Raw genomic sequence first — 23,386 nt, forward strand, 5'->3', positions numbered from 1 at the left:
GCAGACAAATGCGACCTGAGGCCGCATGTCCAGGCTGCGTGCTGCAGCTTGCACCGGATTGTCGCCCCGGCGCCATACAACTAACGTCCAAACTCGCGCAACCCCAGGGCAATTCCCATGAATTGCGCGAACTTGGACGCCGTTGACGGCACGTTCTCCACTGCTGGAGCCAATGGACGAGACCTAGCCAGTATTGCGCAACCCTGCTGCAATCCCCGCGACGCTGACCAGAAGCGCCTGTTCCAGAGCGCTTCCGGCCTCGTGCTCGCGCTGCCTGGAACGGGCAAGCAGTTCGGCCTGCAGCAAATGCAGCGGATCCAGATAGGTGTTGCGCACGGTGATGAATTCCAGCGTCTCCGGGCTGTGGGCGAGCAACTGCGCTTGCCCGGTCAGCCCCAGCACCACCGACCCGGCCTGCGACAATAGGTCGCGCAAATGAGCCCCCAAGGGATGCAGCCCGGCGTCGACCAGGCGCTCGTCATACAGCCGGGCAATCGACTCATCGGCCTTGGCCAGGACCATCTCCAGCATGTCGATACGGGTGCGGAAAAACGGCCATTGCTCGCGCATCTGCTCCAGCAGCTGGCCTTCGCCCCGGGCCAGCGCACCGCTCAACGCAGCCTCCCAGCCAAGCCATGCGGGCAACATCAGGCGGGTCTGGGTCCAGGCGAAGATCCACGGGATGGCGCGCAGGCTTTCCACCCCGCCCTCCCGGCGCTTGGCTGGCCGGCTACCCAGGGGCAACCGGCCCAGTTCCTGCTCGGGTGTGGCCTGGCGGAAATACTCGACGAACTGCTCATGCTCCCGCACTACCCCGCGATAGGCCGCTACGCCGTCTGCGGCGAGCCGGTCCATCTGCGCCCGCCAGGTCGGCTGCGGCGCTGGCGGCGGCAGCAGGGTCGCCTCCAGCACGGCGGCAAGGTAGAGGTTGAGGTTCTGCTCGGCGATGTCCGGCATGCCGAATTTGAAGCGGATCATCTCGCCCTGCTCGGTGGTGCGAAAACGCCCGTTAACCGAACCGGGTGGCTGCGACAGGATCGCCTCGTGGGCGGGGCCGCCGCCACGCCCGACGGTGCCGCCGCGGCCGTGAAACAGCAGCAACTCCACTTGATGCTGCTGGCAGATGTCCACCAGGCTCTCCTGGGCGCGGTACTGCGCCCAGGCGGCGGCGGTGGTGCCAGCATCCTTGGCAGAGTCGGAGTAACCGATCATCACCTCCTGAGGGCCATGCAGCTTGGCCCGGTAGCCCGGCAGCCCGAGCAGGCGCTCGATGGCAACCGGGGCGTTGTCCAGGTCCGCCAGGGTTTCGAACAATGGCACCACGCGCATTGGCCGACGCAGCCCGGCTTCCTTGAGCAGCAGTTGCACGGCGAGCACGTCGGACGCCGCACCGGCCATGGAGATCACGTACGAACCCAGCGAAGCAGCCGGCGCCGCTGCCACTTCACGGCAGGTGGCCAACACTTCGGCGGTATCGCCACTCGGGCGGAAGTCGGCCGGCAGCAACGGCCGGCGGCCATTGAGCTCGGTCTGCAGGAATTGCAGGCGCTGCTCCTCGTCCCACTCGTCATAGCGACCCAAGCCCAGGTAGTCGGTAATTTCACCGAGCGCCGAGGCGTGCCGGGTGGCGTCCTGGCGCACATCCAGACGCACCAGGAACAAGCCGAAGGTACTGACCCGGCGCAGGAAATCCAGCAGCGGGCCATTGGCAATCACGCCCATTCCACAGTCGTGCAGCGAGCGGTAGCACAGGTGCAGCGGCTCATAGAGGTCAGCATTGTCATGCAGCACCGCAGCCGGCGGGCTCGCCGGGCCGGCCAGGGATTCATGAGCCCAGGCACGGGTCGCGCGCAGGCGTTCGCGCACTTGCTTGAGCAGCGCGCGGTAGGGCTCGGCGCTGTCACCGGTGCGGGCACGCAGCTCGTCGCTGGCCTGTTGCATGGACAGCTCGGCGGCCAGGCTATCGATGTCGCGCAGGTACAGGTCAGCCGCCATCCAGCGCGCCAGCAGCAGCACTTCACGGGTCACCTTGGCGGTCACGTTGGGATTGCCGTCGCGGTCACCGCCCATCCACGAGGCGAAGCGGATCGGCGCGGCCTCCAGCGGCAAACGCAACCCGGTCTCGCGCTGCAGCGCCTGGTCGGCCTTGCGCAACACCGTCGGCACGGCATACCACAGCGAGTTCTCGATCACGGCAAAACCCCACTTCGCCTCGTCCACCGGCGTAGGCCGTACCCGACGAATCTCCTCGGTGTGCCAGGCTTCGGCGATCAGCCGCTGCAGGCGGCTGGCGATTGCATCGCGCTCGGCCTCGCAGAGGTCGCGATGATCCTGCTCCGCCAGTTGCGCGGCGATGGCGTCGTACTTCTGGATCAGTGTGCGCCGCGCGACTTCGGTCGGGTGGGCGGTGAGCACCAGTTCGATGTCCAGCCGCCCCACCTGCCGGGCCAGGGCTTCGCGATCGTGGCCGCCAGCGCGCAGGCGCTGGAGCAATTCGTCCAGGATACGGTTCTCGAACGGCTGCGCCTCGCCGGGGTGACGCCGGCGTACGCGGTGGTACTGCTCGGCGATATTGGCCAGGTTGAGAAACTGGTTGAACGCGCGCGCCACGGGCAACAGCTCGTCGTCGTTGAGTTGGTCGAGGGTATCGCTGAGCTGCCGGGCACCCTCTGCCGAGCCCTGGCGAGCCGCCTTGGCACCCTTGCGGATGCGTTCGATCTTGTCGAGAAAGGCATCGCCGTACTGCTCGCGGATGGTGGTGCCGAGAAGCTCACCAAGCTGGTGAACGTCTTCGCGTAGGCGTGCGTCGATTTGCGTCATACCAGTTCCCCTGCGCCGCTGCGTGAGCCTCCAGATTGCCCAGCCTTGGCGCGACTGACAAGCGTGCCTGTACCCGCAGCAGCCATGACCATCGTCACCGGCCCTGCCTTGCGGCCGGCAAGCAAGCGGAACGCAGCCGGGGGCTGCCAGGTCTGTAACGAAGAATCCGCCCCCCTGCGAGGTACCTATGAAGATCCGCGAACTCGTCCAGCAATGGGAACAGAACGCCACCGGCCGCCTGGTCAGCACGCCCTACCAGGTGCACCTGGACGTCGAGGCCGCCGCGCGCTTGTCGGCCCTCGCCCACATGTACCCCAAGCGGCGCCCCGAAGAGTTGCTGGCCGAGCTGCTGGGCGCCGCGCTGGAGGATCTCGAGGCAAGCCTGCCGTACGTGCAGGGCACCCAGGTGGTCGCCACCGACGAGGAAGGCAACCCGGTGTACGAGGACGTCGGCCCTACCCCGCGTTTTCTCGAACTGGCGCGCCACTACCTGCAGGAAATGACCGATGCCGACGGTCAACCACACCCGTGAGCGCCCTTGCCGACAATTCTGCAATCGCTGGCAAAGCGCCGCGTGGCGTGGCCTGGCGCGGTTTCAACGTGCCGGGCAGCCGGTGCCAGGCAGTTTTTTGCTGAACGTTTACGGCTTCGCTCAACTCACAGGGTTATGCCGTAGTGACCGCTGGTCGCCGGGGAAAAACTTACTCAGCCTGTATTGCTCGTGAGTTCCGGACGGCAGGTGACCATCGTGGGAACCGACTGTTTGCCAGGAAATTACCAATGGAGTTGCACACCATGACCACTAAAACTGCCTCAAACGCACGTACTCAACTGGCCGGCTGGAAGCTCGCGGCACTCGCCATCGGCAGCACCCTGCTGCTTGCCGGCTGTGCAGGCAACCCGCCCAGCGAGCAAATGGCCGTGACCAAATCTGCCGTCAACGAAGCCGTGAGCTCTGGCGGTACCGAATTCGCCGCAGTGGAAACCAAATCGGCCCAGGACAAACTGAAGCAGGCCGAGCTGGAATTGCTGGACCAGAATTACGAAGAAGCCAAGCGCCTGGCCGAACAGGCTGAGTGGGACGCCCGCGTTGCCGTTCGCAAGACTCAGGCAGCCAAGGCCAACAAGGCACTGCAGGATGCCCAGCAGGGTATCGAGGAACTGCGCCAGGAAGGTCTGCGCGGTGCTCAACAGGCTCCGATCCAGGGCCAGTAACGGCCTCGTCAGACTTCGCCCACCGAATAAAGGATGAACGATCATGCGTAAACAAGTGATGATTCCAGCCCTGCTGGCCCTGAGCGTTGGCCTCGCTGCCTGCTCCACCCAACCCAACGTCAACCTGGAGCAGGCGCGCAGCAGCTACTCCTCCCTGCAGACCAACCCCGAAGCGGTGAAGGTTGCGGCCCTGGAAACCAAGGACGCGGGTGAAGCACTGGAGAAAGCCGAGCGCGCCTTCCGCGAGAAGGAAGACGAGAAGAAGGTCGATCAGCTCGCTTACCTGGCCAACCAGCGTATCGAAGTGGCCAACCAGACCATCGCGCTGCGCACCACCGAACAGCAACTGGAGCAGTCCGCAGCCCAGCGTGCCAAGGCCCGCCTTGAAGCCCGCGACGCGCAGATCAAGCAACTGCAGAACAGCCTCAACGCCAAGCAGACCGAACGTGGCACCCTGGTGACCTTCGGCGACGTGCTGTTCGACCTGGACCGTGCCGAGCTGAAGCCGGGCGGCATGCACAACATCACCAAACTCGCCCAATTCCTGCAGGAAAACCCGGACCGCAAGGTGATCATCGAAGGCTATACCGACAGCACCGGTTCGGCTGAATACAACCAGAGCCTGTCGGAGCGTCGCGCCAACGCCGTGCGCATGGCACTGGTGCGTCAGGGTGTAGGCCCGGAGCGCATCGTTGCCCAGGGTTATGGCAAGGACTACCCGGTCGCCAGCAACGCTGACGCTTCCGGCCGCGCCATGAACCGTCGTGTGGAAGTGACCATCTCCAACGACGACAAGCCGGTTGCACCGCGTACCTCGATGAGCAACTAAGGCCCTAGGCCTTCTCGCAACGTCGGCGTAACGCCGATGCTTGCGCCAACCAGCCCCGCTTTTGCGGGGCTTGTTGTTTGCGCGTCCGGTCAACCGTTGCAGCGCACCGCGCGCTTGCGGTCGTCGATCAGCACACCGCTGAGTCCCTTCTGTTGCTGGTCGAACAACACCAGCACGCCGTCGATGCAGCGCGCCAACTGATCGGCCGGTTTCAGGCTGACCTTGTAGTCTTCGCCAGGAACGGTCTTGAGCATGGTGAACGCCGACAGCAACAAGGCATCCTCGGGCTTGGCAATGTGCAGGTAGCCGTAAAAGCCAAGTACCGCAACGGTCCCGGCAACGCTGCCGATCGCGGTGAGGATAAGGGGAATGGGGTTGCGCTCGCTCATGCACAGGTCTCGCAGGCGATCCGCATCGCGACGCGGATCGATGAAGGGAAGATCGGCGCGCCGCCTCGCCGTCATCCCCCACCGTGCGGTCAGAGAATGTTGGCGTAGTCGGCTTCGATCCGGTCCAGGCTCAGGTGGTTGAGAAAGTTGGAGAAGCACATCCAGGCCGACAGCGAATTGAGGTCACGGAACTGTTGCGGCAGGTACTTGGGTGGACTCACCAGGCCTTCATCGACCAGCTGGCGTAGCGTACGCATATCTTCGAGCGTAGTTTTGCCGCAGAACAATAAAGGGATCTGTTCCAGCTTGCCTTTGCGCACGGCGAGCTGGATGTAGTTGTAGATCATGATGAAACCCTTCAGGTACGACAGGTCCTTGGTGAAGGGCAGGCCATCCGGCGCAGAGCCGCGAAATGCCCGGCTGGCGTTGCTGTAGCTGTCCTCCAGGCTGAAGCCTTGCTCGCGGTAGAACTCACAGACCTGCAGGAAATCGGCGCCCTGCTCGGCCATGTGGATGGCGCGGGTGCGGTTGGTGAGTTTGCGCAGACGGCTCGGATAAGAAGCGAAAGCGATCACTTCCATGAGAATGGCCAGGCCCTCCTGGGTGACCGTCGACGAGGGCGGCCCCTTGGCCAGGAAGGTGCAGATCGGCTGGTTCTGGCCATTGAGCGTGGTCGCCACGTGCACCAGCCCCTCGTGGACTTCGAGCGCCTTGACGTCACGCTCGTTGAACATCGCGTCGGTGCGAATCTTGATGTAGTCAGCGCCCGCCGCCGCGTCGGCCAGAATCCCGTCCGACTCGAACACCCGTATGGTGCTGTCGCTCTCGCCAAACACCACATTCAGCCGGCTCTGCAGCAACGCCACCGCGTCCTTGGCGCTGAGCGTCTTGGGTTCATCCTTGAGGTCGCCGCGACTGTCGATGTTGTTCAGGTAGCCGGAAAACATCAGCCCAAGGTCCGCCAGGGTTGGATCGCCGGCGTGGAAAGCGTCGGAGGCGGCGCCGTACAGCTCCTGGGAAATCAGCCCGAAATCCGCCGTGCCGCGAGCTTCCAGCATACGGATGACCATGCGGTACTCGCGGCACATGCGCCGCATGATCTGCCCGACCGGGTTGAACTGGCCAAGCTGGCGGGTGATGTCGCGCTCGATATTCTGGAATTCGAGCTTCTTTGCGGCCGGGTCAAAGGCCAGTGGGCGGCTATCGTAGTAGGCGCGGTCGACGGCAGGCAGCTCTCGGCCCTTGTGCTTGAGAAAAGCCTGGCGAATGGAGTCGTCCCATTTCACCGCGTCGAGTACGCGGATCGGCGTCTGCGCCTCGACGATACGATCGGACAGCGCGCGCACGACCAGTTGGTAACCGTCGAGTCCTGTGTGGCTGTTCATGGAAATCCTCTCTGCGTCGCTGCTGATTATTTGAAATTGCCTAAGTGATCCTCAAGGAGCGGATCGCTGATAGCGTGCCACTTCGACGAATACGTCGGAATTGGCAGGGTCGTTAAGGTAAGCGAACACCTGCTCCAGCTTGCTGGACACCAACACACCCTCGCCTTGCGGCATGTCCACGCCGCTGCCTTCGAGTTCGCCGCTGTCGATGGCCTGCAGAATCTGCCCGACGTCCAGGTTGAACAGCACCAGTTCGTTGTTGTGGGTCAGCTCGAAGCCGCCGATGGCGAAATTCGCGCCCATGCGCTTGGGCACGCCTGCCGACAGGTACCAGCGGCGGCCATGGTGGGCGACGGTGAAACTGAAGCTTTGCAGGCTGGCCACATTATCGGGGCTGTCCACGTAGGTGTCGGCCTTGTACAGGTTGGAGCCGGAACGGGTCACATCGAGGTAGCGCAGCTCGCCCCACTCATCGGTACGCGACCAGACCCCGAGCAGCGGAATCGGTGCCGCTTCATTGGCCGGGATCGGCTCCTTGAACGTCACCAGGCAGCCACTCAACAGCAGAAACGACAGCACCATCAGTGCGCGCCAGGCTTTCATCTTGCTCTCCTTGAGACAATCGTGGGCTGCCGGGCTGATAGTCCATTCCGGCGACGCAGCGCGTCAAGCATCCCGCTGGGCGTCTTTGAACAGGATAGGCGTTGAATCGCAGACAATAAAAAGCCGCCCGGAGGCGGCTCTGGTAAACCCTTAGAGTTCCGGGCGCATATGCGGGAACAGAATCACGTCGCGAATCGACGGTGAGTTCGTCAGCAACATCACCAGGCGGTCGATACCAATGCCCTCGCCCGCCGTCGGCGGCATGCCGTATTCGAGCGCGCGCACGAAGTCGGCGTCGTAGTGCATGGCTTCGTCGTCGCCGGCATCCTTGTCAGCCACCTGGGCCTGGAAGCGGTCGGCCTGATCTTCGGCGTCGTTCAGCTCGGAGTAGGCGTTGGCGATTTCGCGGCCACCGATGAACAGTTCGAAGCGGTCGGTGACGTTCGGGTTGTCATCGTTGCGGCGCGCCAGCGGCGACACTTCGAACGGGTACTGGGTGATGAAGTGCGGCTGCTCAAGTTTATGCTCGACCAGCTCTTCGAAAATCATCACCTGCAACTTGCCCAGGCCTTCGAAGCCGAGCACCTTGGCGCCGGCTTTCTTGGCGATTTCCCGCGCTTTGTCCAGATCCTGCAGATCGGCCGCGGTGATCTCCGGGTTGTACTTGAGGATCGAGTCGAACACCGACAGGCGCACGAACGGCTCACCGAAGTGGAACACCTTGTCGCCGTACGGCACGTCAGTGGTGCCAAGCACGCTCTGCGCCAGCTCGCGGAACAGCTCCTCGGTCAGGTCCATGTTGTCTTCGTAGTCGGCGTAGGCCTGGTAGAACTCGAGCATCGTGAACTCGGGGTTGTGCCGGGTCGAGACGCCTTCGTTACGGAAGTTGCGGTTGATCTCGAACACTTTCTCGAAGCCGCCAACCACCAGCCGCTTGAGGTACAGCTCCGGCGCGATGCGCAGGAACATGGCCATGTCCAGGGCGTTGTGGTGAGTTTCGAACGGCTTGGCCGCAGCGCCGCCCGGGATGGTCTGCAGCATCGGCGTTTCCACTTCGAGGAAGTTGCGCTCGGCGAGGAAACGGCGGATGTGGGCGATCACCTGGGAACGCACGCGGAAGGTTTCGCGCACCTCTTCGTTGACGATCAGGTCAACGTAGCGCTGGCGATAGCGCTGCTCGGTATCGGTCAGGCCATGGTGCTTGTCCGGCAGCGGGCGCAGCGACTTGGTCAGCAGGCGCACGTCGGTCATCTCGACGTACAGGTCGCCCTTGCCGCTACGGGCCAGGGTGCCGACGGCGGCAATGATGTCGCCCATGTCCCAGCTCTTCACTGCGGCCAGGGTTTCTTCGGGCAGCGTCTTGCGGTTGACGTAGACCTGGATGCGCCCGCTCATGTCCTGGATGACCATGAAGGAGCCACGGTTGAGCATGATGCGACCGGCAACCTTGACCGGAATGGCAGCGGCTTCGAGCTCTTCCTTGGTCTTGTCGGCGTACTGTTTCTGCAGGTCGGCGCAGAGGTTGTCGCGACGAAAATCGTTGGGGAAGGCATTGCCCTGCTCGCGGATGACTGCAAGCTTTTCCTTGCGTTGGGCAATCAGCTTGTTTTCTTCCTGTTGCAGTTGCTGCTGGTCGGCTTGTTGGTCGCTCATGTTCGTCGGGATTCCATCACGGGGTAGTCGCCGCCCCTCGTTGGGGCGGAACCAAAAGGTATTACAGGCCTTGTTTCAGGCTGGCTTCGAGGTACTGGTCAATGTCGCCATCGAGAACTTTCTGGCAGTCGCTACGCTCCACGCCAGTTCGCAGGTCCTTGATGCGCGAATCGTCGAGCACATAGGAGCGGATCTGATGACCCCAGCCGATATCGGACTTGGTGTCTTCCAGCGCCTGGGAGGCGGCGTTGCGCTTCTGCATCTCCTGCTCGTACAACCGGGCCCGCAGCATTTTCATGGCGGTGTCCTTGTTGGCGTGCTGGGAGCGTTCGTTCTGGCACGCCACCACGGTGTTGGTCGGCACGTGGGTGATACGTACTGCCGAGTCGGTGGTGTTGACGTGCTGACCACCGGCACCGGAAGAGCGGTAGGTGTCGATGCGCAGGTCGGAGGGGTTGATGTCGATCTCGACCTTGTCGTCGATCTCGGGCGACACGAACACCGCCGAGAACGAGGTGTGGCGACGAGCGCCGGAGTCGAACGGACTCTTGCGCACCAGGCGGTGCACGCCGATCTCGGTGCGCAACCAGCCGAAGGCGTACTCGCCCTTGATGTGCACGGTGGCGCCCTTGATACCAGCGACTTCACCTTCGGACAGCTCGACGATCTCGGCGCTGAAGCCGCGCTTGTCGGCCCAGCGCAGGTACATGCGCAGGAGGATGTTGGCCCAGTCCTGCGCCTCGGTACCACCGGAGCCGGCCTGGATATCCAGGTAGCAGTTGTTCGGGTCCATTTCGTGGCTGAACATGCGGCGGAATTCGAGCTTCTCGAGGATCTCGCGAAGGCGCTCGATTTCCGCGGCGACGTCGTCGACGGCGCCCTGGTCGTCTTCTTCGACGGCCATCTCGAGCAGGTCGCGGGAATCGGCCAGGCTGCCGGTCAGGTCATCGATGGTGTCGACGATCAGCGCCAGGGTGGCACGCTCACGGCCCAGGTTCTGGGCGTATTCCGGCTTGTTCCAGACGTTCGGGTCTTCGAGCTCGCGGTTTACTTCGACCAGACGATCATGCTTGTGATCGTAGTCAAAGATACCCCCGAATGGTCTGGGTGCGCTCGGACAGGTCCTTGATGCTGTTCAGGATCGGGTTGATTTCCATGGCTGTCGGCACTCGCAGGTAAAACTTCGGAAAAGCCGCGGAGTATACCTGACTGCGGATTGCCTGACAGCACGATCGAGCGCGTCGACCCGCCTGCGGCAGACCGACGGCCATCTATACTGCCAAGACCGCCCTCCACCCGCATGAGGACCACCGCGCCGCCATGTTCCGCACTCAAAGCCTGCGCAGCCGCTATGCCCTGTTGATCGTCTTGCTGGTGAGCGTGCTGAGCTGGCTGTTCGGCAGCCTGGTCAGCCGCGACGCCAGCGAACGCATCCGCGCGGACGTGGGCCAGGATCTGGCCGAAGCCTCGTACATGATGCTCGACCGCCTGGATCGCGACCTGCAGAACCGCGCCAGCATGCTGCAGGTGCTTGGCAGCCTGCGCGTGCTGCGCCAGGCGGACGACATCGACGACATGCGCCGCCTGCTCGATCACCTCCAGGGCCAGTTCCCGAGCATCGCCTGGATCGGTTTCAGCGACCCGCGCGGCACGGTGCTGGCCTCCAGCAACCGCGTGCTCGAAGGCGCCAGCATCGCCCAGCGCCCGGTGTTTCAGGAAGGCAGCAAGGGTTTGTTCATCGGCGATGTGCACGAAGCCGTGCTGCTCGCCAAGCTGTTGCCCAACCCCACCGGCGAAGCGATGAAGTTCGTCGACATCAGCCTGCCGGTTCATACCCGCGACGGTAACCTGGCCGGGGTACTGGCCTCGCACCTGTCGTGGTCGTGGGCCGACGAGGTGCGCCAGGCAATCCTCAAGCCCATCGAGGATAATCGCCAGATAGAATTTTTCGTGGTCGGCCAGGACCGGACCGTACTGCTGGCGCCTGACAACACGGTTGGCCAGCGCCTGCACCTGCCGGCCATGCAAAGCCTGTCGAGCCAGCGCAGCGATTGGGCGGTGCAACAATGGCCGGACGGCCAGCGCTATTTGACCGGCCTGGCGCGCAGCCAGGGCCACCTGGATTATCCGGGGCTTGGCTGGATGGTCATCGCCCGCCAGCCCCTGGAGCAGGCCGAGGAGCCGGTGCGGACGATGCGCACCACCATCATGCTATGGGGCATCGCGCTGGCCCTGTTGTTCGCTGCCTGTGGCTGGGTTCTGGCCCACTACATCGCACGCCCGCTGCGCATCATCGCCGCGGCGGCCGACCGCCTGGCCAGCGGCGAGATCACCGTCATTCCGCAGGTTCGCAGCCCGCGCGAAGTCGCCCAGCTCAGCCAGTCGATTCGCCACTTGGTGGAAAGCCTGACGCGCCAGCACAGCGAGCTCGACGCCCTGGAAAACCGTGCCCACCATGATCCCCTGACCGGCCTGCCGAACCGCGCGGCACTGGCCCGCTATCTGCCGCTCGCTCAGCAGCGCAATCACGGCGGGCATGGCGGGCTTGCCGTGCTGTACCTGGATCTCGACGGCTTCAAGCCGGTCAATGACCGTTACGGCCATGCAGTGGGCGATCAAGTGCTGCGCGAGTCGGCATCACGCATGCGCGGCAGCCAGCGAGCCGGCGATCTGGTGGTGCGCCTGGGCGGCGACGAGTTTCTGATGATCCTGCAGGTGTCGCTTGACGAGGCATCCGTCCAGGCGCGGCAGATCGCCGAGCGGGCCATCCAGAAGCTGGGAGAGGAAATCGCATGGGAAGGGCACAGTTTGCGCGTCGGCTGCAGCATAGGCGGCGCACTATGGCCGCGTGACGATGCCAGCCTGGAGCAGGTAGTGGAGCTGGCGGACCAGGCGCTGTACCGCGCCAAACAGGCGGGGCGACGCTGCGCGGTATTCCATGGTGATCCGCCGCTCGGCACGCCGCCCGCGTGAGTCAGCCCAGCGAACTGGTGTCGTTGACCAGGCCTACCTGATCGCGGCCGGCCTCCTTGGCCATGTACAGCCCACGATCAGCCAGGTTGACCAGTTGCAGTGACGTCTGCCCAGCCCGCGGCACCAGCGTGGCGACCCCCAGGCTGGCGGTCAGCACCGAGCCGGGCAGAGGCTTGTCGTGGGGGATGCCCAGGTCGGTAACGGCGCGGCGGACCTTTTCGGCCAGCAAGCGTGCACCGCCAGCCGAGGTGCTGGGCAGCACCATGGCGAACTCTTCGCCACCGTAACGGGCCGCAAGGTCTGTGGAGCGGCTGCAGCAGCCGCGCAGTGCACCGGCGACACGGCGCAGGGCTTCGTCGCCAGCCACATGGCCGAAGTTGTCGTTGAAGCTCTTGAAGAAATCGACGTCGATCATCAGCAACGACATCGGCGTCTGCTCGCGCAGGGCGCGGCGCCACTCCATCTCCAGGTACTCGTCGAAGTGGCGACGGTTGGAAAGGCCGGTCAGCCCGTCGGAGTTCATCAGGCGCTGTAGCACCAGGTTGGTTTCCAGCAGCTGCTGCTGGCTTTCGCGCAGCGCGCGGTAGGCCTCATCGCGCTGTTGCAGCGCGGTGTAGGAACGCGAGTGATAGCGAATGCGCGCCACCAGCTCGATGGTGTCCGGCAGCTTGACCAGGTAATCGTTGGCGCCCGATGCAAAGGCGGTGCTCTTTACCGTCGCGTCGTCCTTGGTCGACAGTACGATGATCGGCACATCGCGCAGTGACGGCCGGGCCCGGTAGGCGCCGAGCAAGGTCAGACCATCGATGCCGGGCATCACCAGATCCTGCAGGATCACCGTGGGCCGCAGTTGCTCCGCCACGGCGACCGCCTGCGCAGGATCGGAGCAGTAATGGAAGTCGATTCCCTGCTCGCCCTGCAACTCGCGGCGCACGGCCTCGCCGATCATCGCCTGATCGTCGACCAGCAGCACCATCACCGCACCATCCTTGCGTACGCCGAATTCGTCCATGGAATGAGGGGTTTGCATATGGGCTCCAGAACCACCTCGTGCGGAGATGGGAGGCTAAAAATTTACACGCAGGGTAAGTCTATCCCTGCAATAGCTCAACGATACGCGGCGCAATGCTCTCCAACCCGAGTATTTCCCTGGCGGCGTCGAGTTCAGCTGCCGCCTTGGGCATGCCATACACCGCACAGCTGGCCTGGTTCTGGGCGATGGTGAGGAAACCCCGACCGCGCATGTTTTTGAGGCCCTGAGCGCCATCGCGGCCCATGCCGGTCAACAGCACGCCGATGGCGTCACCTGCCCAGTGCTCGACCACGCTGTCGAAGAACACGTCGATGGAAGGCCGGTAGATGTGGCTGCGTGGCTCCTCGGTGTAAGTCAACTCGCCACTGCGTTGCAAACGCATGTGGTTATTGGTCCCGGCCAACAGCACTACGCCGGCTTGCGGCCTCTCACCATCCTGGGCCAGGCGCACCGGCAGCGTCGATTCGCCCGCCAGCCAGTCGGCCATGCCCGCGGCGAACACCTGGTCGACGTGCTGGACCAGAATCACCGCAGCGTCAAGGTCGCCAGGCAGGTGCTTGAGCAAGGTCGCCAGCGCGGCTGGCCCGCCCGCCGACGCCCCGATGGCGACCAGCCGGCGCGCCGCTGGCTCATCCGCCTGCACCGCCGATGCGCTGCGCTTGCGGCCGGTGTTCTGGCCGATAAGCCAGCCGATGTTCTGGATCTTGCGCAGCAGCGTACTCGCATCCGCCGACTGGTCGCTGCCCAGCGAAGGCGTGTTGACGGCGTCCAGCGCACCATGGCCCATGGCTTCAAACACACGGCTGACGTACTGCTCGATGTCCACCGAAACGATGAGGATCGCGCAGGGGCTTTGCGCCATGATGCGCCGGGTCGCCTCGACGCCATCCATGACCGGCATCAGCAGGTCCATCAGCAACAGGTCCGGCAGGTCGACCTGACAGTTCTGCACTGCCTCGGCACCGTTGCCAGCGATCCAGGCGATGCGGTGTTCTGGCTCCAGCGCCAGGGCCCGACGCAACGCCTCCACGGCAAGCGGCATATCGTTGACGATGCCTATCCTCATTCGTGCGGTTCCCCTACCAGATCAACCACGGCGTCGAGCAACGCCTCGTCATGGAAACTGGCCTTGGCAAGATAATAGTCGGCTCCTGCATCCAGGCCACGTCGGCGATCTTCTTCACGGTCCTTGTAGGACACCACCATCACCGGCAGCGCCTGCAGGCGGCTGTCGCGGCGCACCAGGGTAACCAACTCGATGCCGTCCATGCGCGGCATGTCGATATCGGTGATCAGCAGGTCGAAGTGTTCCGCACGCAACGCGTTCCAGCCGTCCATGCCATCGACCGCCACCGCCACGTCATAACCGCGGCCCAGCAGCAGCTTGCGTTCCAGTTCGCGCACGGTCAGCGAATCATCCACCACCAGCACGCGCTTGCGCGCCGCGCCGGCAAGCTGCCGCACGCTGCGGTCGACCCGCTCCAGGCGGCCACTGCCGAGCAGCTTGGACACCGACATCAGCATGTCCTCGACATCGAGAATCAGCACCGGTGTGCCGTCATCCAGCAGCGCACCGGCCGAGACGTCCTGGACCTTGCCCAGGCGCGCGTCCAGCGGCATCACCACCAGCGTGCGCTCGCCAACGAAACGCTCGACCACCAGGCCGAACAGGCTGTCCCGATCACGGATCAGCACCACCGCGATGCCGTTGTCGGCCGCTTTGCCTTCCGGGCGCTGAAGAATCTGGCTGGCTGCGATCAGCCCGACGTGCTGGCCTTCGCTCCAGAAATGCTGGCGACCTTCGAGCTGCACGATGTCCTCGGCCTGCAGGCGGGTCATTCGTTCGATGTGTGCCAGCGGCAGGGCGTAGGCTTCGCCGCCCACCTCGACGACCAGGCTGCGCACCACTGACAGCGTCAGCGGCACTTCGAGGTGGAAGGTAGAGCCCTGTCCCGCACGCTGCTGCATGCGCACACCGCCACGCAGTTGGCGCACCATGTGCTGCACCGCATCCAGGCCGACGCCGCGGCCGGACACCTCGGTGACCTGGTCACGCATGCTGAAGCCGGGCAGGAACAGGAAGGCCAGCAGTTCCTCTTCGGTCAGCTGCTCGCCGGTCTGTTCGGTGGCGAAGCCGCGGCTGATCACGGCAGCCCGCAGCCTGTTCAAGTCCACGCCGCCGCCATCGTCGCTCAACTCCAGGAGCAGCATGCCGGCATGGTGGCGGGCGCGGATGAGGATCTGGCCCTCGGCCGTCTTGCCACGCGCCAGGCGCGTTTCGGGTGCTTCGATGCCGTGATCCAGGGCGTTGCGCAGCAGGTGCGTGAGCGGTGCTTCCAGGCGCTCGAGCACATCGCGGTCGACCTGGGTTGCCTCACCTTCGATCACCAGCCGTACCTGCTTGCCGAGTGCCCGGGCCAGGTCGCGCAGCATGCGCTCGTGACCGGCCAGCACATCGGCGAAGGGCCGCATGCGCGAGGCCAGCGCAGCGTCATACAGCGACTGGGCCCGCTGGCCGCCTTGCCAGCCGAAGTCGTCCAGGTCGGTCATGTGCTGCGCCAGCACCTGCTGACATTCGGCAAGGGCCTGCCGAGTTTCCACCAGCATGGCCTCGGCCTGGGCATCGATACTGCCTTCCGGCAGCGCTTCGCGCGCCACGTCCAGCGCGCGGCGCGCCGTGGTCTGCAGGCGTTTGAGGCGCCGCAGGCCGTCGCCCAGGGGTTTGATGCGCTGGAACTCGACCAGCGACTTGCTGGAGATGTCCAGCAAGTGATCAAGGCGCTCGGCGCTGACTCGCAGGATGCGCCCTCGCCCTTCACTGGTAGCATCGCCGCTTTCGGCCTTCAGCACAGTGCCAGGCGCCGCCTTTGCCTCGGGCTCGGTCTGAAGTGGAGGTGCCTCCGGCAGTTCAGGCTCAGGCAGAGCCGCTGACGTCGACAGCGCTACCGAAGGACGACTCGGCACATGCCCACCGCGGGCGAGGATGCCGAGGCGCTCGATCAGTTCGTCGACGGCGGCGCTCGGCCCGCTCGACTGCGACCCCAGGCTCAGCAGGATATCCGCACCCTGCAACAGTGCATCGATGTGCTCGGGCTGCAGCAGCAGGCGACCTTCCTGGGCCTCGACCAGGCAATCCTCCATCACGTGGGCGACCTTCACGCCGACATCGAGGCCGACGATACGCGCGGCCCCCTTGAGCGAGTGGGCCGCGCGCATGCAGCCCTCGAGGCTGTCGGCATGCCGCGGGTCGCGCTCGAGCACCAGCAGGCCGTTGTTGAGCACCTGGGTCTGGGCTTCGGCTTCCAGCTTGAACAGCTCCAGCAGCGAGGCGTCGCGCATCTGATCGGGCGTCATCCGAGACTCCTGGCGATGGTTTGCTGGAGGATATGCTCATCGAGCAGGGTCACGCTGCGCCCCTTCCACTGCAATACCCCGGAGGCGAAGCGCCGCGCCATGGGTACGCTGCCGTTAGCCGCCTCGACCACCTGGCTGACCGCGACGGCTTCGATACCTTCGACTTCGTCGACGGGCATGACCACCGGCCCGTCAGGCAGGTTGAAAATCAGCATGCGCGGCACCACTCGCCGCTCGGTGATGGCTTCGGCGCTATCCAGGCCGAGCATTTCCGCCAGCGAGACGCAGGCCACCAGGGCGCCACGTACATTGGTCACCCCCATCAGCCCCAGGGAGCGCTGGTGCGGCAGCGAATGAATCGCGGTACGTGTCGCCACTTCGCTCAACGCACGGGTCGCCACCGCCAGCCAGGCTTCGCCAACGCGGAAAATCAACATCGAGCGGCGCTCGCAGTCGTCTTCCTCCACCCATTCGTGTTCGGGCTCCGACTCGCTGCGCTGCAGCGCGAAACGGTCCAGCAGTTGGGTCGCGAGGGCAGCATGCACTTCACAGTTACGGCAATGGATGTGCGTGAGCAGACGCTCGCAAGACTTGTCGCCTTGCACACCGATACGGTTCCAGCAGTCATCGACGGCCGCCCGCTCCACATCGCTCAACGGCAGAAGACTATCGGTCATCGCGGCTTACTCCACGCCCGGCCCGCTGCTGCAGACGCCTGGCTCCAGCCAGGTCGCCACGGGCAGCGAGCAGCGCCGACAGATGGGCCAGCGCCTCGGCATGCCGAGGCGCCAGATACAGAGTCTTGCGGTAATAGTCCTGGGCCTCGCTGCTGCGCCCGGCCACATCGCTGAGCAACCCCAGCCAGTAGAAGGCCTGCGCCGTCGGGCCGTGGGCAGCCAGGTAGCGCTCACAGGCGGCACGCGCTTCATCGCTGCGCCCGGCGTTGGCCAATTGGGCGATGGCCTCCAATGCCGCATCGCTGGCGGCAGCTACTGCCAGCGGTGCAGGCGGCGGGTGCCGTACAGGCGGCTTACCGGCAGGCGCCACGGGCATCGCGACGCGCGGCCGCGCAGCTGTCGCCGGCGGCTGCGGGCTTACGCTGGCAGCGAGGCGCGGCGGCTTGTCAGTGGCACGACGGAACACGAACGCGAGCGGAATATTCAGCGCCTGCATGCCGACCTGGCTGAACAGGCTGGCCTCGGCAGGACCGATGAACAGCGCACCGTCCTCACGCATCAGCCGCTGCAGCACGGCGGCCACGGCGTGCTGGGTAGGCCGGTCGAAATAGATCAGCAGATTGCGACAAAACACGAAATCATAGGGTGCCTCGCCGGCCAGCAAGCCAGGCGCCAGCAGGTTGCCGGCCAGCAGACGGACCTTGCGGCATACCTCGTCCCGCAGTTGGAACCCTTGCTCGGTCTCGACGAAGTACCGACCCCGAAAGCCCAGGTCGTCGCCCCGAAACGAGTTGCGCCCGTACAGCGCGCGCTGAGCGCGCACCAGAATGGCCTCGCTGATGTCCATGGCGTCGATGCGAAACGACTCGCTCGGCAGCCCGGCGTCAAGCAATGCCATGGCGATCGAATACGGCTCTTCGCCGCTGGAGCACGGCAGGCTGAGAATGCGCAGCGCCCGCACGCCATGCAGCTGCCCGACACGCTCGCGGGCCAATTGCACCAGCGCGGTGAAGGATTCCGGGTAGCGGAAAAACCAGGTTTCCGGCACCACCACGCCTTCGACCAGCGCCTGCTGCTCGCTGGCCGACGCCTGCAGCTGCAGCCAATAGGCATCTTCGTCTGCACAGCCCAGCGCAGCGATACGCTGGCGAACCGCGCGGTCGATGACGACCTGGCCGACCGACTCGGCATCCAGGCCGATCAGGCCGTGCAGCAGGCCCTCGATACGGCGGTTCATGGGCGCAGCTCCGCAGCGGCATCGAAAAGCAGTGCACGCGTCGCCTCATCGAGCAGGTCGGCCACCCGCACCCATTGCACCAGGCCCTGCTCGGTTTTCAGTACCGGTCCCAGATAGGCGGCATCGGGCACGCTCAGTCCACCCGCCACGAACGCCTCGACGGGGCTGCGCAGGGTATCGCTGGCCTGTTCCAGAATCAGCCCCAGCCAGCGCGCCGGTTGGCCTGCCTGCGGCTGGTAGCTGACCACCACCAGGCGCGTACTGGTGCGCACGATGGCGGGCCGACCCAGGGCCTGGCAGGACAGGTCGAGCACCGGCACCGGCGTGCCGCGGAAGACGAACAGCCCGGCCACCCAATCAGGTGCTGCGGGAATCTGCTTCAAGCGGCGCAGCGGCAGCACTTCGACCACTTCGCGAACATCCAGCGCGTAGCGGTCCGTGCCCATGCTGAACAACAGGAACAGTTGACCGGGGCTGCGCCGCCCCGGCGATGGCCTGGCCGTTTCGCTCACCGATTCAGACCTTGAAGCGGCTGACGCCGGTGCGCAGACCGTTCGCCACCAGGTTGAGGTCATCGATCGAGGCACTGGCCTGGCGCAGCGACTCGACGGTTTGCGAAGAGGCCTCGCTGAGCTGCACCAGTGCCTGGTTGATCTGCTCGGCGCCGGTGGACTGCGCCTGCATGCCTTCGTTGACCATCAGCACCCGCGGCGCCAGCGCCTGCACCTGATGGATAATCTGGGCCAGTTGCTCACCGACCTGGCCGACCTCACCGATACCGCGGCGCACTTCTTCGGAAAACCTGTCCATGCCCATGACGCCGGCAGATACCGCCGACTGAATCTCGCGGACCATCTGCTCGATGTCGTAGGTGGCGACCGCGGTCTGGTCGGCCAGGCGCCGTACTTCGGTGGCGACCACCGCGAAACCGCGCCCATACTCGCCGGCCTTTTCAGCTTCGATGGCGGCATTGAGCGACAGCAGGTTGGTCTGGTCGGCGACTTTGACGATGGTGGTGACCACGTGATTGATGTTGCCGGCCTTCTCGTTGAGGATCGCCAGCTTGGCGTTGACCAGCTCGGCGGCGCTCATCACCTGATGCATCGTGTCTTCCATGCGCGCCAGGCCCAGTTGGCCGGCACCGGCCAAGGTCGAGGTCTGCTCGGCGGCGCCCGACACTTCGGTCATGGTGCGCACCAGATCGCGCGACGTGGCGGCGATCTCCCGCGAGGTCGCGCCGATTTCCGTGGTGGTAGCGGCGGTTTCCGTTGCGGTGGCCTGCTGCTGCTTGGAGGTGGCGGCAATCTCGGTGACCGAGGTCGTTACCTGCACCGAGGAACGCTGCGCCTGGGCGACCAGGGTCTTGATCTCCTCGGCCATGCCGTTGAAGCCGGTTTCGATGGCGCCGAACTCGTCTCGCCGGCCCAGGTTCAGGCGCGCGGTCAGGTCACCACTGGCAAGCGTCTGCAGGGTGTGCACCACCTGTTGCACCGGCCGGGTGATCGCCTGCATGAGGAAATAGCCGCAGACGAAGGCGGCAATGATCGCCAGCACCACCGAAATGGCCATACTCAGCTCGGCACGGTTGACCGCGGAGACGATATCCCCCGCTGAGGAGTAGGCCACATCGCGGTTGAGCGCGATCATCGAGGTGAGCTGGGCGCGCCCCGTGTTCCAGGTATCGGTGAGCTGCCCGGCCAGTTGGGCACGGGCTTCGACGGAGCGGCCCTGGTCGTAGACGGCCAATACGCCGGCCTGCTGCTGGGCGAACTGCTCGCGGGTCTGCTCGAAGGCGTCGAGAGCACTGCTCTCAGTGGTGTCGCGGATGGTCGCCCGGTATTCGGCCAGGGAGGCGATCAGCCTGTCGCTGGCGACCTTGATCTGCTGCAGGTCGGTATCGCTGAGCGTGTGCTGCTCCTTGATACTCACCTGCACGATGGTCTGGTGGAACAGGTCCGTCCAGGCACTGCGCACCTGGGTGATATGGAACATGCCGGGCATGGCATCGTCCAGCAGGCGGGTGGCGCCTCCTTCGACCTTGAGCAGGCGCTCGAAGGATGCCGCGGCCATCAACAGCATGATCGCGACGATAACCGCAAAACTTGCCTGGATACGCTGCCGAACAGTCCAGTTCTTCACATTCAACCCCATCTGCCGAGACCCTGAATCAAGCCTGCAGGCCGCGCCTGCAGGTCATGCGCCGGACTCTATGGGCGTTGCAGTTGCAGCGCAAGCGAGGCCGAGCCTATTTACTGTAGCAACAGGCGGGTCGGTGTCGGGGAAAAGGGGCATGCCGCTGCCGGACGGCGGTCAGCACGTCGGCAGCGGAGCCAGGTGGGGCTATTGCAGGTCCTGGCGAACCTGGGCTTCGAGCTCGGCCTTGAGCGCTGGGTCGAGTTTCAACTGGCGGGCCAGTTCTTCCAGATAGGCACGTTCCATGAAGTGCTCTTCATCGACCATCAGCACGCTGGCGACGTACATTTCCGCGGCCATCTCCGGGGTGCTGGCCGAGCGTGCCACGTCGGCGGGATCGAGTGGTTTGTTGAGCTCTGCCTGGAGCCAGCGCTGGGTTTCGGCGTCGCTGGTCAGCTTGCTGAATTCGCCCTCGATAAGCTCGCGCTCACGCTCGTCGACGTGACCGTCGGCCTTGGCCGCAGCCACCAGCGCCTTGAGGATGCCCTGGCTGTGCAGTTCGACCTCGGGTGCCGGCAGGCGATCGAGGGTCTGCGGCTCGCCCTGAGGCGCACCAGCCTGCTTGGCCTGCCAGTTGCCATAGGCCTTGTAGGCAATCACGCCGAGTGCAGCCAGGCCGCCATAGGTGATGACCTTGCCACCAACTTTGCGGGCGCTCTTGTTGCCCAGCAGCATGGCCAGGGCAGCACCGCCGCCCGCCCCCTTGAGCATCGAGCCGATGCCGCCGTTGTCGCTTTTACCTACGCCACCCTTGCCGGCGCCGCCCAGCAAACCACCCAGAGCGCCCCCCAGCCCCGAAGAGGATTTGCCGCCGGATTTCTGTTGCAGCAACTCCTGCCCGGATTTCAGCAGTTGATCGAGCAAGCCGCGCGTATTCATGGAGATCTCCAATGGTTCAGGAACGGACGAATCTACTGCGAAGCCTGGCAGCCGTCGGCAACATATTGCGTCAGGATATTGCGCAGGCAAGCACCTCAAACCTCGTCGAATAGACCGGTCAGAGCAAGCGTCGTTCAAGCTCGTACCAGCAGGCCGTTTAAAAACGTAGGCGAGGCAGCCAGCGCAAGGCAATAAGCGATGAAGCGGCCGGGGTCGCGGGCGACCGTACTTTTGTACATGAGCATGACTCGCTTCGCTCGCCCTTCGGGCCGCGCTAAAGCGCGTTAGCCGCAAGCGGCTTACCGAGTTTGTTTTTAACGCAGCGATGGCAACGCACGACTGCATGGATGCAGGAGGTAGAGCGACGCAGGACGCCAAAGCCGAGGTAGTTTTTCAACGACCTGCTAGCGCGGTGCCAGATGGGAGATGAGCAACTGCACCGACTCCTGGCCGCGGAATTCGTTGACGTCCAGCTTGTAGGCCAGTTCGACCCAGCGCACGGTGGGGTTGGGCCATACGTCGCGGTCGACCCCAAAGGCGATGCCGTCCAGCTGCAGGCTGCCGCATTCGCTTTTCAGCACCACCTTGAGGTGGCGCTCACCGACGATGCGCTGCTGCACCAACTGGAACGCGCCATGGAACAGCGGCTCCGGGAAATGCTGACCCCAGGGCCCGGCATTGCGCAGCTCGCGGGCCAGCGGCAGGTTGAACTCGTCGATGCTCAGCATGCCATCGGACAGCAGCCGGCCGGTCAGGTCGTCTTCGCAGAGTTGGCGACGAACTTCTTCATCGAACGCCGCCGCAAAGGTCTCGAAATGCTCGGCCGGCAATGACAGGCCGGCAGCCATGGCGTGGCCACCGAACTTGCTGATCAACCCCGGGTGACGCGATGCCACGGCGTCCAGTGCATCGCGGATATGAAACCCCGGCACCGAACGCGCGGAGCCCTTGTAGAGGCCGTCGCCGGCATCGGCGAAGGCGATGGTCGGGCGGTGGTAGCGCTCCTTGAGCCGCGAAGCGAGGATGCCGATCACACCCTGGTGCCAGTCGGCCTCGAACAGGCAGAGGCCGAACGGCAGGTTCTCCAGCGGCAGGTCCTTGAGCTGGGCCAGCGCTTCGCGCTGCATGCCCTGCTCGATGGCCTTGCGGTCCTGGTTGAACTGATCGAGCTGCACGGCCATGTCGCGCGCCAGGGCTTCGTCTTCGCAGAGCAGGCATTCGATGCCCAGGCTCATGTCGTCGAGGCGGCCGGCGGCGTTCAGGCGTGGGCCGAGAATGAAGCCCAGGTCGGTCGAAGTGATTCGCCCGTGCTGCTTGCCGGCGACTTCCAGCAGTGCGCGCAGCCCCGGCCGCGCCCGGCCGGCACGAATGCGCGCCAGGCCCTGGTGCACCAGGATGCGGTTGTTGGCGTCCAGCGGCACCACGTCGGCGACGCTGCCGAGGGCGACCAGGTCGAGCAGCTCGCCAAGGTTGGGCTCGGGCCGCTCGGCGGTGAACCAGCCCAGCGTGCGCAGCCGCGCACGCAGCGCCAGCAGCACGTAGAAGATAACCCCAACGCCCGCCAGCGACTTGCTGGGGAACGTGCAGCCCGGCTGGTTGGGATTGACGATCGCATCGGCATCCGGCAACGCGTGGCCGGGCAGGTGGTGGTCGGTGACCAATACCTTGAGGCCGGCCGCCTTGGCAGCCGCCACCCCCTCGATGCTGGAGATGCCGTTGTCGACGGTGATCAGCAGTTCGGGTTCGCGGGTCAGCGCGACGGCAACGATTTCCGGCGTCAGCCCATAGCCGTACTCGAAGCGGTTAGGCACCAGGTAATCGACATGGGCCGCGCCGAGCATGCGCAGGCCGAGCACACCAACGGTGCTGGCGGTGGCGCCGTCGGCATCGAAATCACCGACGATCAACAGCCGCTGGCGCTGCTGCAAGCCCTCCACCAGCAACTCCACCGCCGCTTCGATGCCTTTGAGCTGCGTGAACGGGATCAGCCGCGCAAGGCCTTTCTCCAGTTCAACTGCCGACAGCACCCCACGGGCCGCATAAAGACGGGTCAACAACGGTGGCAGGTTACCCAGGTCGGGCAGCGAAGCAGGAAGCGGGCGGGACTCGATACGCATGGAGGTCGGATTCTACTCGTGCGGTTAAA

The 23,386-nt window shown here is 64.8% G+C and carries 19 protein-coding genes; 4 read left to right on the forward strand and 15 right to left on the reverse strand.

What is annotated here, in order from left to right; all coding sequences use genetic code 11:
- Positions 1-183: 183 nt before the first annotated feature.
- Positions 184-2,820, reverse strand: a complete 2,637-nt coding sequence (ppc, locus tag ACZ0AV_RS07930; protein ID WP_499150531.1) for a phosphoenolpyruvate carboxylase — start codon at positions 2,818-2,820, stop codon at positions 184-186.
- A gap of 187 nt (positions 2,821-3,007) precedes the next feature.
- Here ppc and ACZ0AV_RS07935 point away from each other — a divergent pair, with 187 nt between their 5' ends.
- From ACZ0AV_RS07935 to lptF, 3 genes are all read left to right on the forward strand, one after another.
- Positions 3,008-3,352, forward strand: coding sequence for a pilin assembly protein (locus ACZ0AV_RS07935; protein ID WP_499150532.1), 345 nt, complete (start codon positions 3,008-3,010; stop codon positions 3,350-3,352).
- Between the two features lie 248 nt (positions 3,353-3,600).
- Entirely contained in the window at positions 3,601-4,035 is a 435-nt protein-coding gene (locus ACZ0AV_RS07940; RefSeq protein ID WP_499150533.1) for a DUF4398 domain-containing protein, read from the forward strand.
- Between the two features lie 43 nt (positions 4,036-4,078).
- Positions 4,079-4,864, forward strand: coding sequence for a lipotoxin F family OmpA-related lipoprotein LptF (gene lptF / locus ACZ0AV_RS07945; protein ID WP_499150534.1), 786 nt, complete (start codon positions 4,079-4,081; stop codon positions 4,862-4,864).
- 89 nt (positions 4,865-4,953) lie between these two features.
- On the opposite strand, the gene ACZ0AV_RS07950 is transcribed toward lptF, so the two are convergent.
- From ACZ0AV_RS07950 to prfB, 5 genes are all read right to left on the reverse strand, one after another.
- Complete coding sequence (locus tag ACZ0AV_RS07950) at positions 4,954-5,253, reverse strand: PA3694 family proteiin (RefSeq protein WP_499150535.1); 300 nt, start codon at positions 5,251-5,253, stop codon at positions 4,954-4,956.
- 89 nt (positions 5,254-5,342) lie between these two features.
- Complete coding sequence (locus ACZ0AV_RS07955; RefSeq protein ID WP_499150536.1) at positions 5,343-6,638, reverse strand: flavohemoglobin expression-modulating QEGLA motif protein; 1,296 nt, start codon at positions 6,636-6,638, stop codon at positions 5,343-5,345.
- 51 nt (positions 6,639-6,689) lie between these two features.
- Positions 6,690-7,241, reverse strand: coding sequence for a hypothetical protein (locus tag ACZ0AV_RS07960; RefSeq protein ID WP_499150537.1), 552 nt, complete (start codon positions 7,239-7,241; stop codon positions 6,690-6,692).
- A 150-nt stretch (positions 7,242-7,391) separates the two neighbouring features.
- Complete coding sequence (gene lysS, locus ACZ0AV_RS07965; protein WP_499150538.1) at positions 7,392-8,894, reverse strand: lysine--tRNA ligase; 1,503 nt, start codon at positions 8,892-8,894, stop codon at positions 7,392-7,394.
- Between the two features lie 61 nt (positions 8,895-8,955).
- Positions 8,956-10,051 (reverse strand): peptide chain release factor 2 gene (gene prfB / locus ACZ0AV_RS07970; RefSeq protein ID WP_499150539.1). Its coding sequence is split into 2 segments (ribosomal slippage): positions 8,956-9,978 and positions 9,980-10,051, totalling 1,095 coding nucleotides; the frame shifts between segments, so codons are not numbered across the junction.
- Positions 10,052-10,214: 163 nt separating this feature from the next.
- On the opposite strand from prfB, the gene ACZ0AV_RS07975 reads away from it, so the two are divergent.
- Positions 10,215-11,867 carry a sensor domain-containing diguanylate cyclase gene (locus ACZ0AV_RS07975; protein WP_499150540.1) on the forward strand — a complete coding sequence of 551 codons (1,653 nt, stop codon included), beginning with the start codon at positions 10,215-10,217 and terminating at the stop codon, positions 11,865-11,867.
- Position 11,868: 1 nt separating this feature from the next.
- On the opposite strand, the gene ACZ0AV_RS07980 is transcribed toward ACZ0AV_RS07975, so the two are convergent.
- The 9 genes from ACZ0AV_RS07980 to recJ form a co-directional block, all read right to left on the reverse strand.
- Positions 11,869-12,897, reverse strand: a complete 1,029-nt coding sequence (locus ACZ0AV_RS07980) for a diguanylate cyclase domain-containing protein (protein ID WP_499150541.1) — start codon at positions 12,895-12,897, stop codon at positions 11,869-11,871.
- Positions 12,898-12,958: 61 nt separating this feature from the next.
- Positions 12,959-13,966 carry a chemotaxis response regulator protein-glutamate methylesterase gene (locus ACZ0AV_RS07985; RefSeq protein WP_499150542.1) on the reverse strand — a complete coding sequence of 336 codons (1,008 nt, stop codon included), beginning with the start codon at positions 13,964-13,966 and terminating at the stop codon, positions 12,959-12,961.
- On the reverse strand, positions 13,963-16,254 hold the full coding sequence (locus tag ACZ0AV_RS07990; RefSeq protein WP_499150543.1) for a hybrid sensor histidine kinase/response regulator: 2,292 nt from the start codon (positions 16,252-16,254) through the stop codon (positions 13,963-13,965). Before ACZ0AV_RS07990 ends, ACZ0AV_RS07985 begins: the two co-directional genes overlap by 4 nt.
- Positions 16,251-16,931, reverse strand: coding sequence for a chemotaxis protein CheW (locus ACZ0AV_RS07995; protein WP_499150544.1), 681 nt, complete (start codon positions 16,929-16,931; stop codon positions 16,251-16,253). The genes ACZ0AV_RS07990 and ACZ0AV_RS07995 overlap by 4 nt, the downstream gene beginning before the upstream one ends.
- Positions 16,921-18,168 carry a CheR family methyltransferase gene (locus ACZ0AV_RS08000; protein ID WP_499150545.1) on the reverse strand — a complete coding sequence of 416 codons (1,248 nt, stop codon included), beginning with the start codon at positions 18,166-18,168 and terminating at the stop codon, positions 16,921-16,923. The genes ACZ0AV_RS07995 and ACZ0AV_RS08000 overlap by 11 nt, the downstream gene beginning before the upstream one ends.
- Positions 18,165-18,680 (reverse strand): chemotaxis protein CheW, encoded by a 516-nt coding sequence (locus tag ACZ0AV_RS08005; protein ID WP_499150546.1) that lies wholly within the window; start codon positions 18,678-18,680, stop codon positions 18,165-18,167. Before ACZ0AV_RS08005 ends, ACZ0AV_RS08000 begins: the two co-directional genes overlap by 4 nt.
- Before the next feature lie 4 nt (positions 18,681-18,684).
- On the reverse strand, positions 18,685-20,307 hold the full coding sequence (locus ACZ0AV_RS08010) for a methyl-accepting chemotaxis protein (RefSeq protein ID WP_499150547.1): 1,623 nt from the start codon (positions 20,305-20,307) through the stop codon (positions 18,685-18,687).
- Between the two features lie 201 nt (positions 20,308-20,508).
- Positions 20,509-21,240, reverse strand: a complete 732-nt coding sequence (locus ACZ0AV_RS08015; protein WP_499150548.1) for a tellurite resistance TerB family protein — start codon at positions 21,238-21,240, stop codon at positions 20,509-20,511.
- 404 nt (positions 21,241-21,644) lie between these two features.
- Entirely contained in the window at positions 21,645-23,357 is a 1,713-nt protein-coding gene (gene recJ, locus ACZ0AV_RS08020) for a single-stranded-DNA-specific exonuclease RecJ (RefSeq protein ID WP_499150549.1), read from the reverse strand.
- Between the last annotated feature and the right edge of the window lie 29 nt (positions 23,358-23,386).

The sequence above is a fragment of the Pseudomonas sp. AC532 genome, assembly GCF_979258965.1.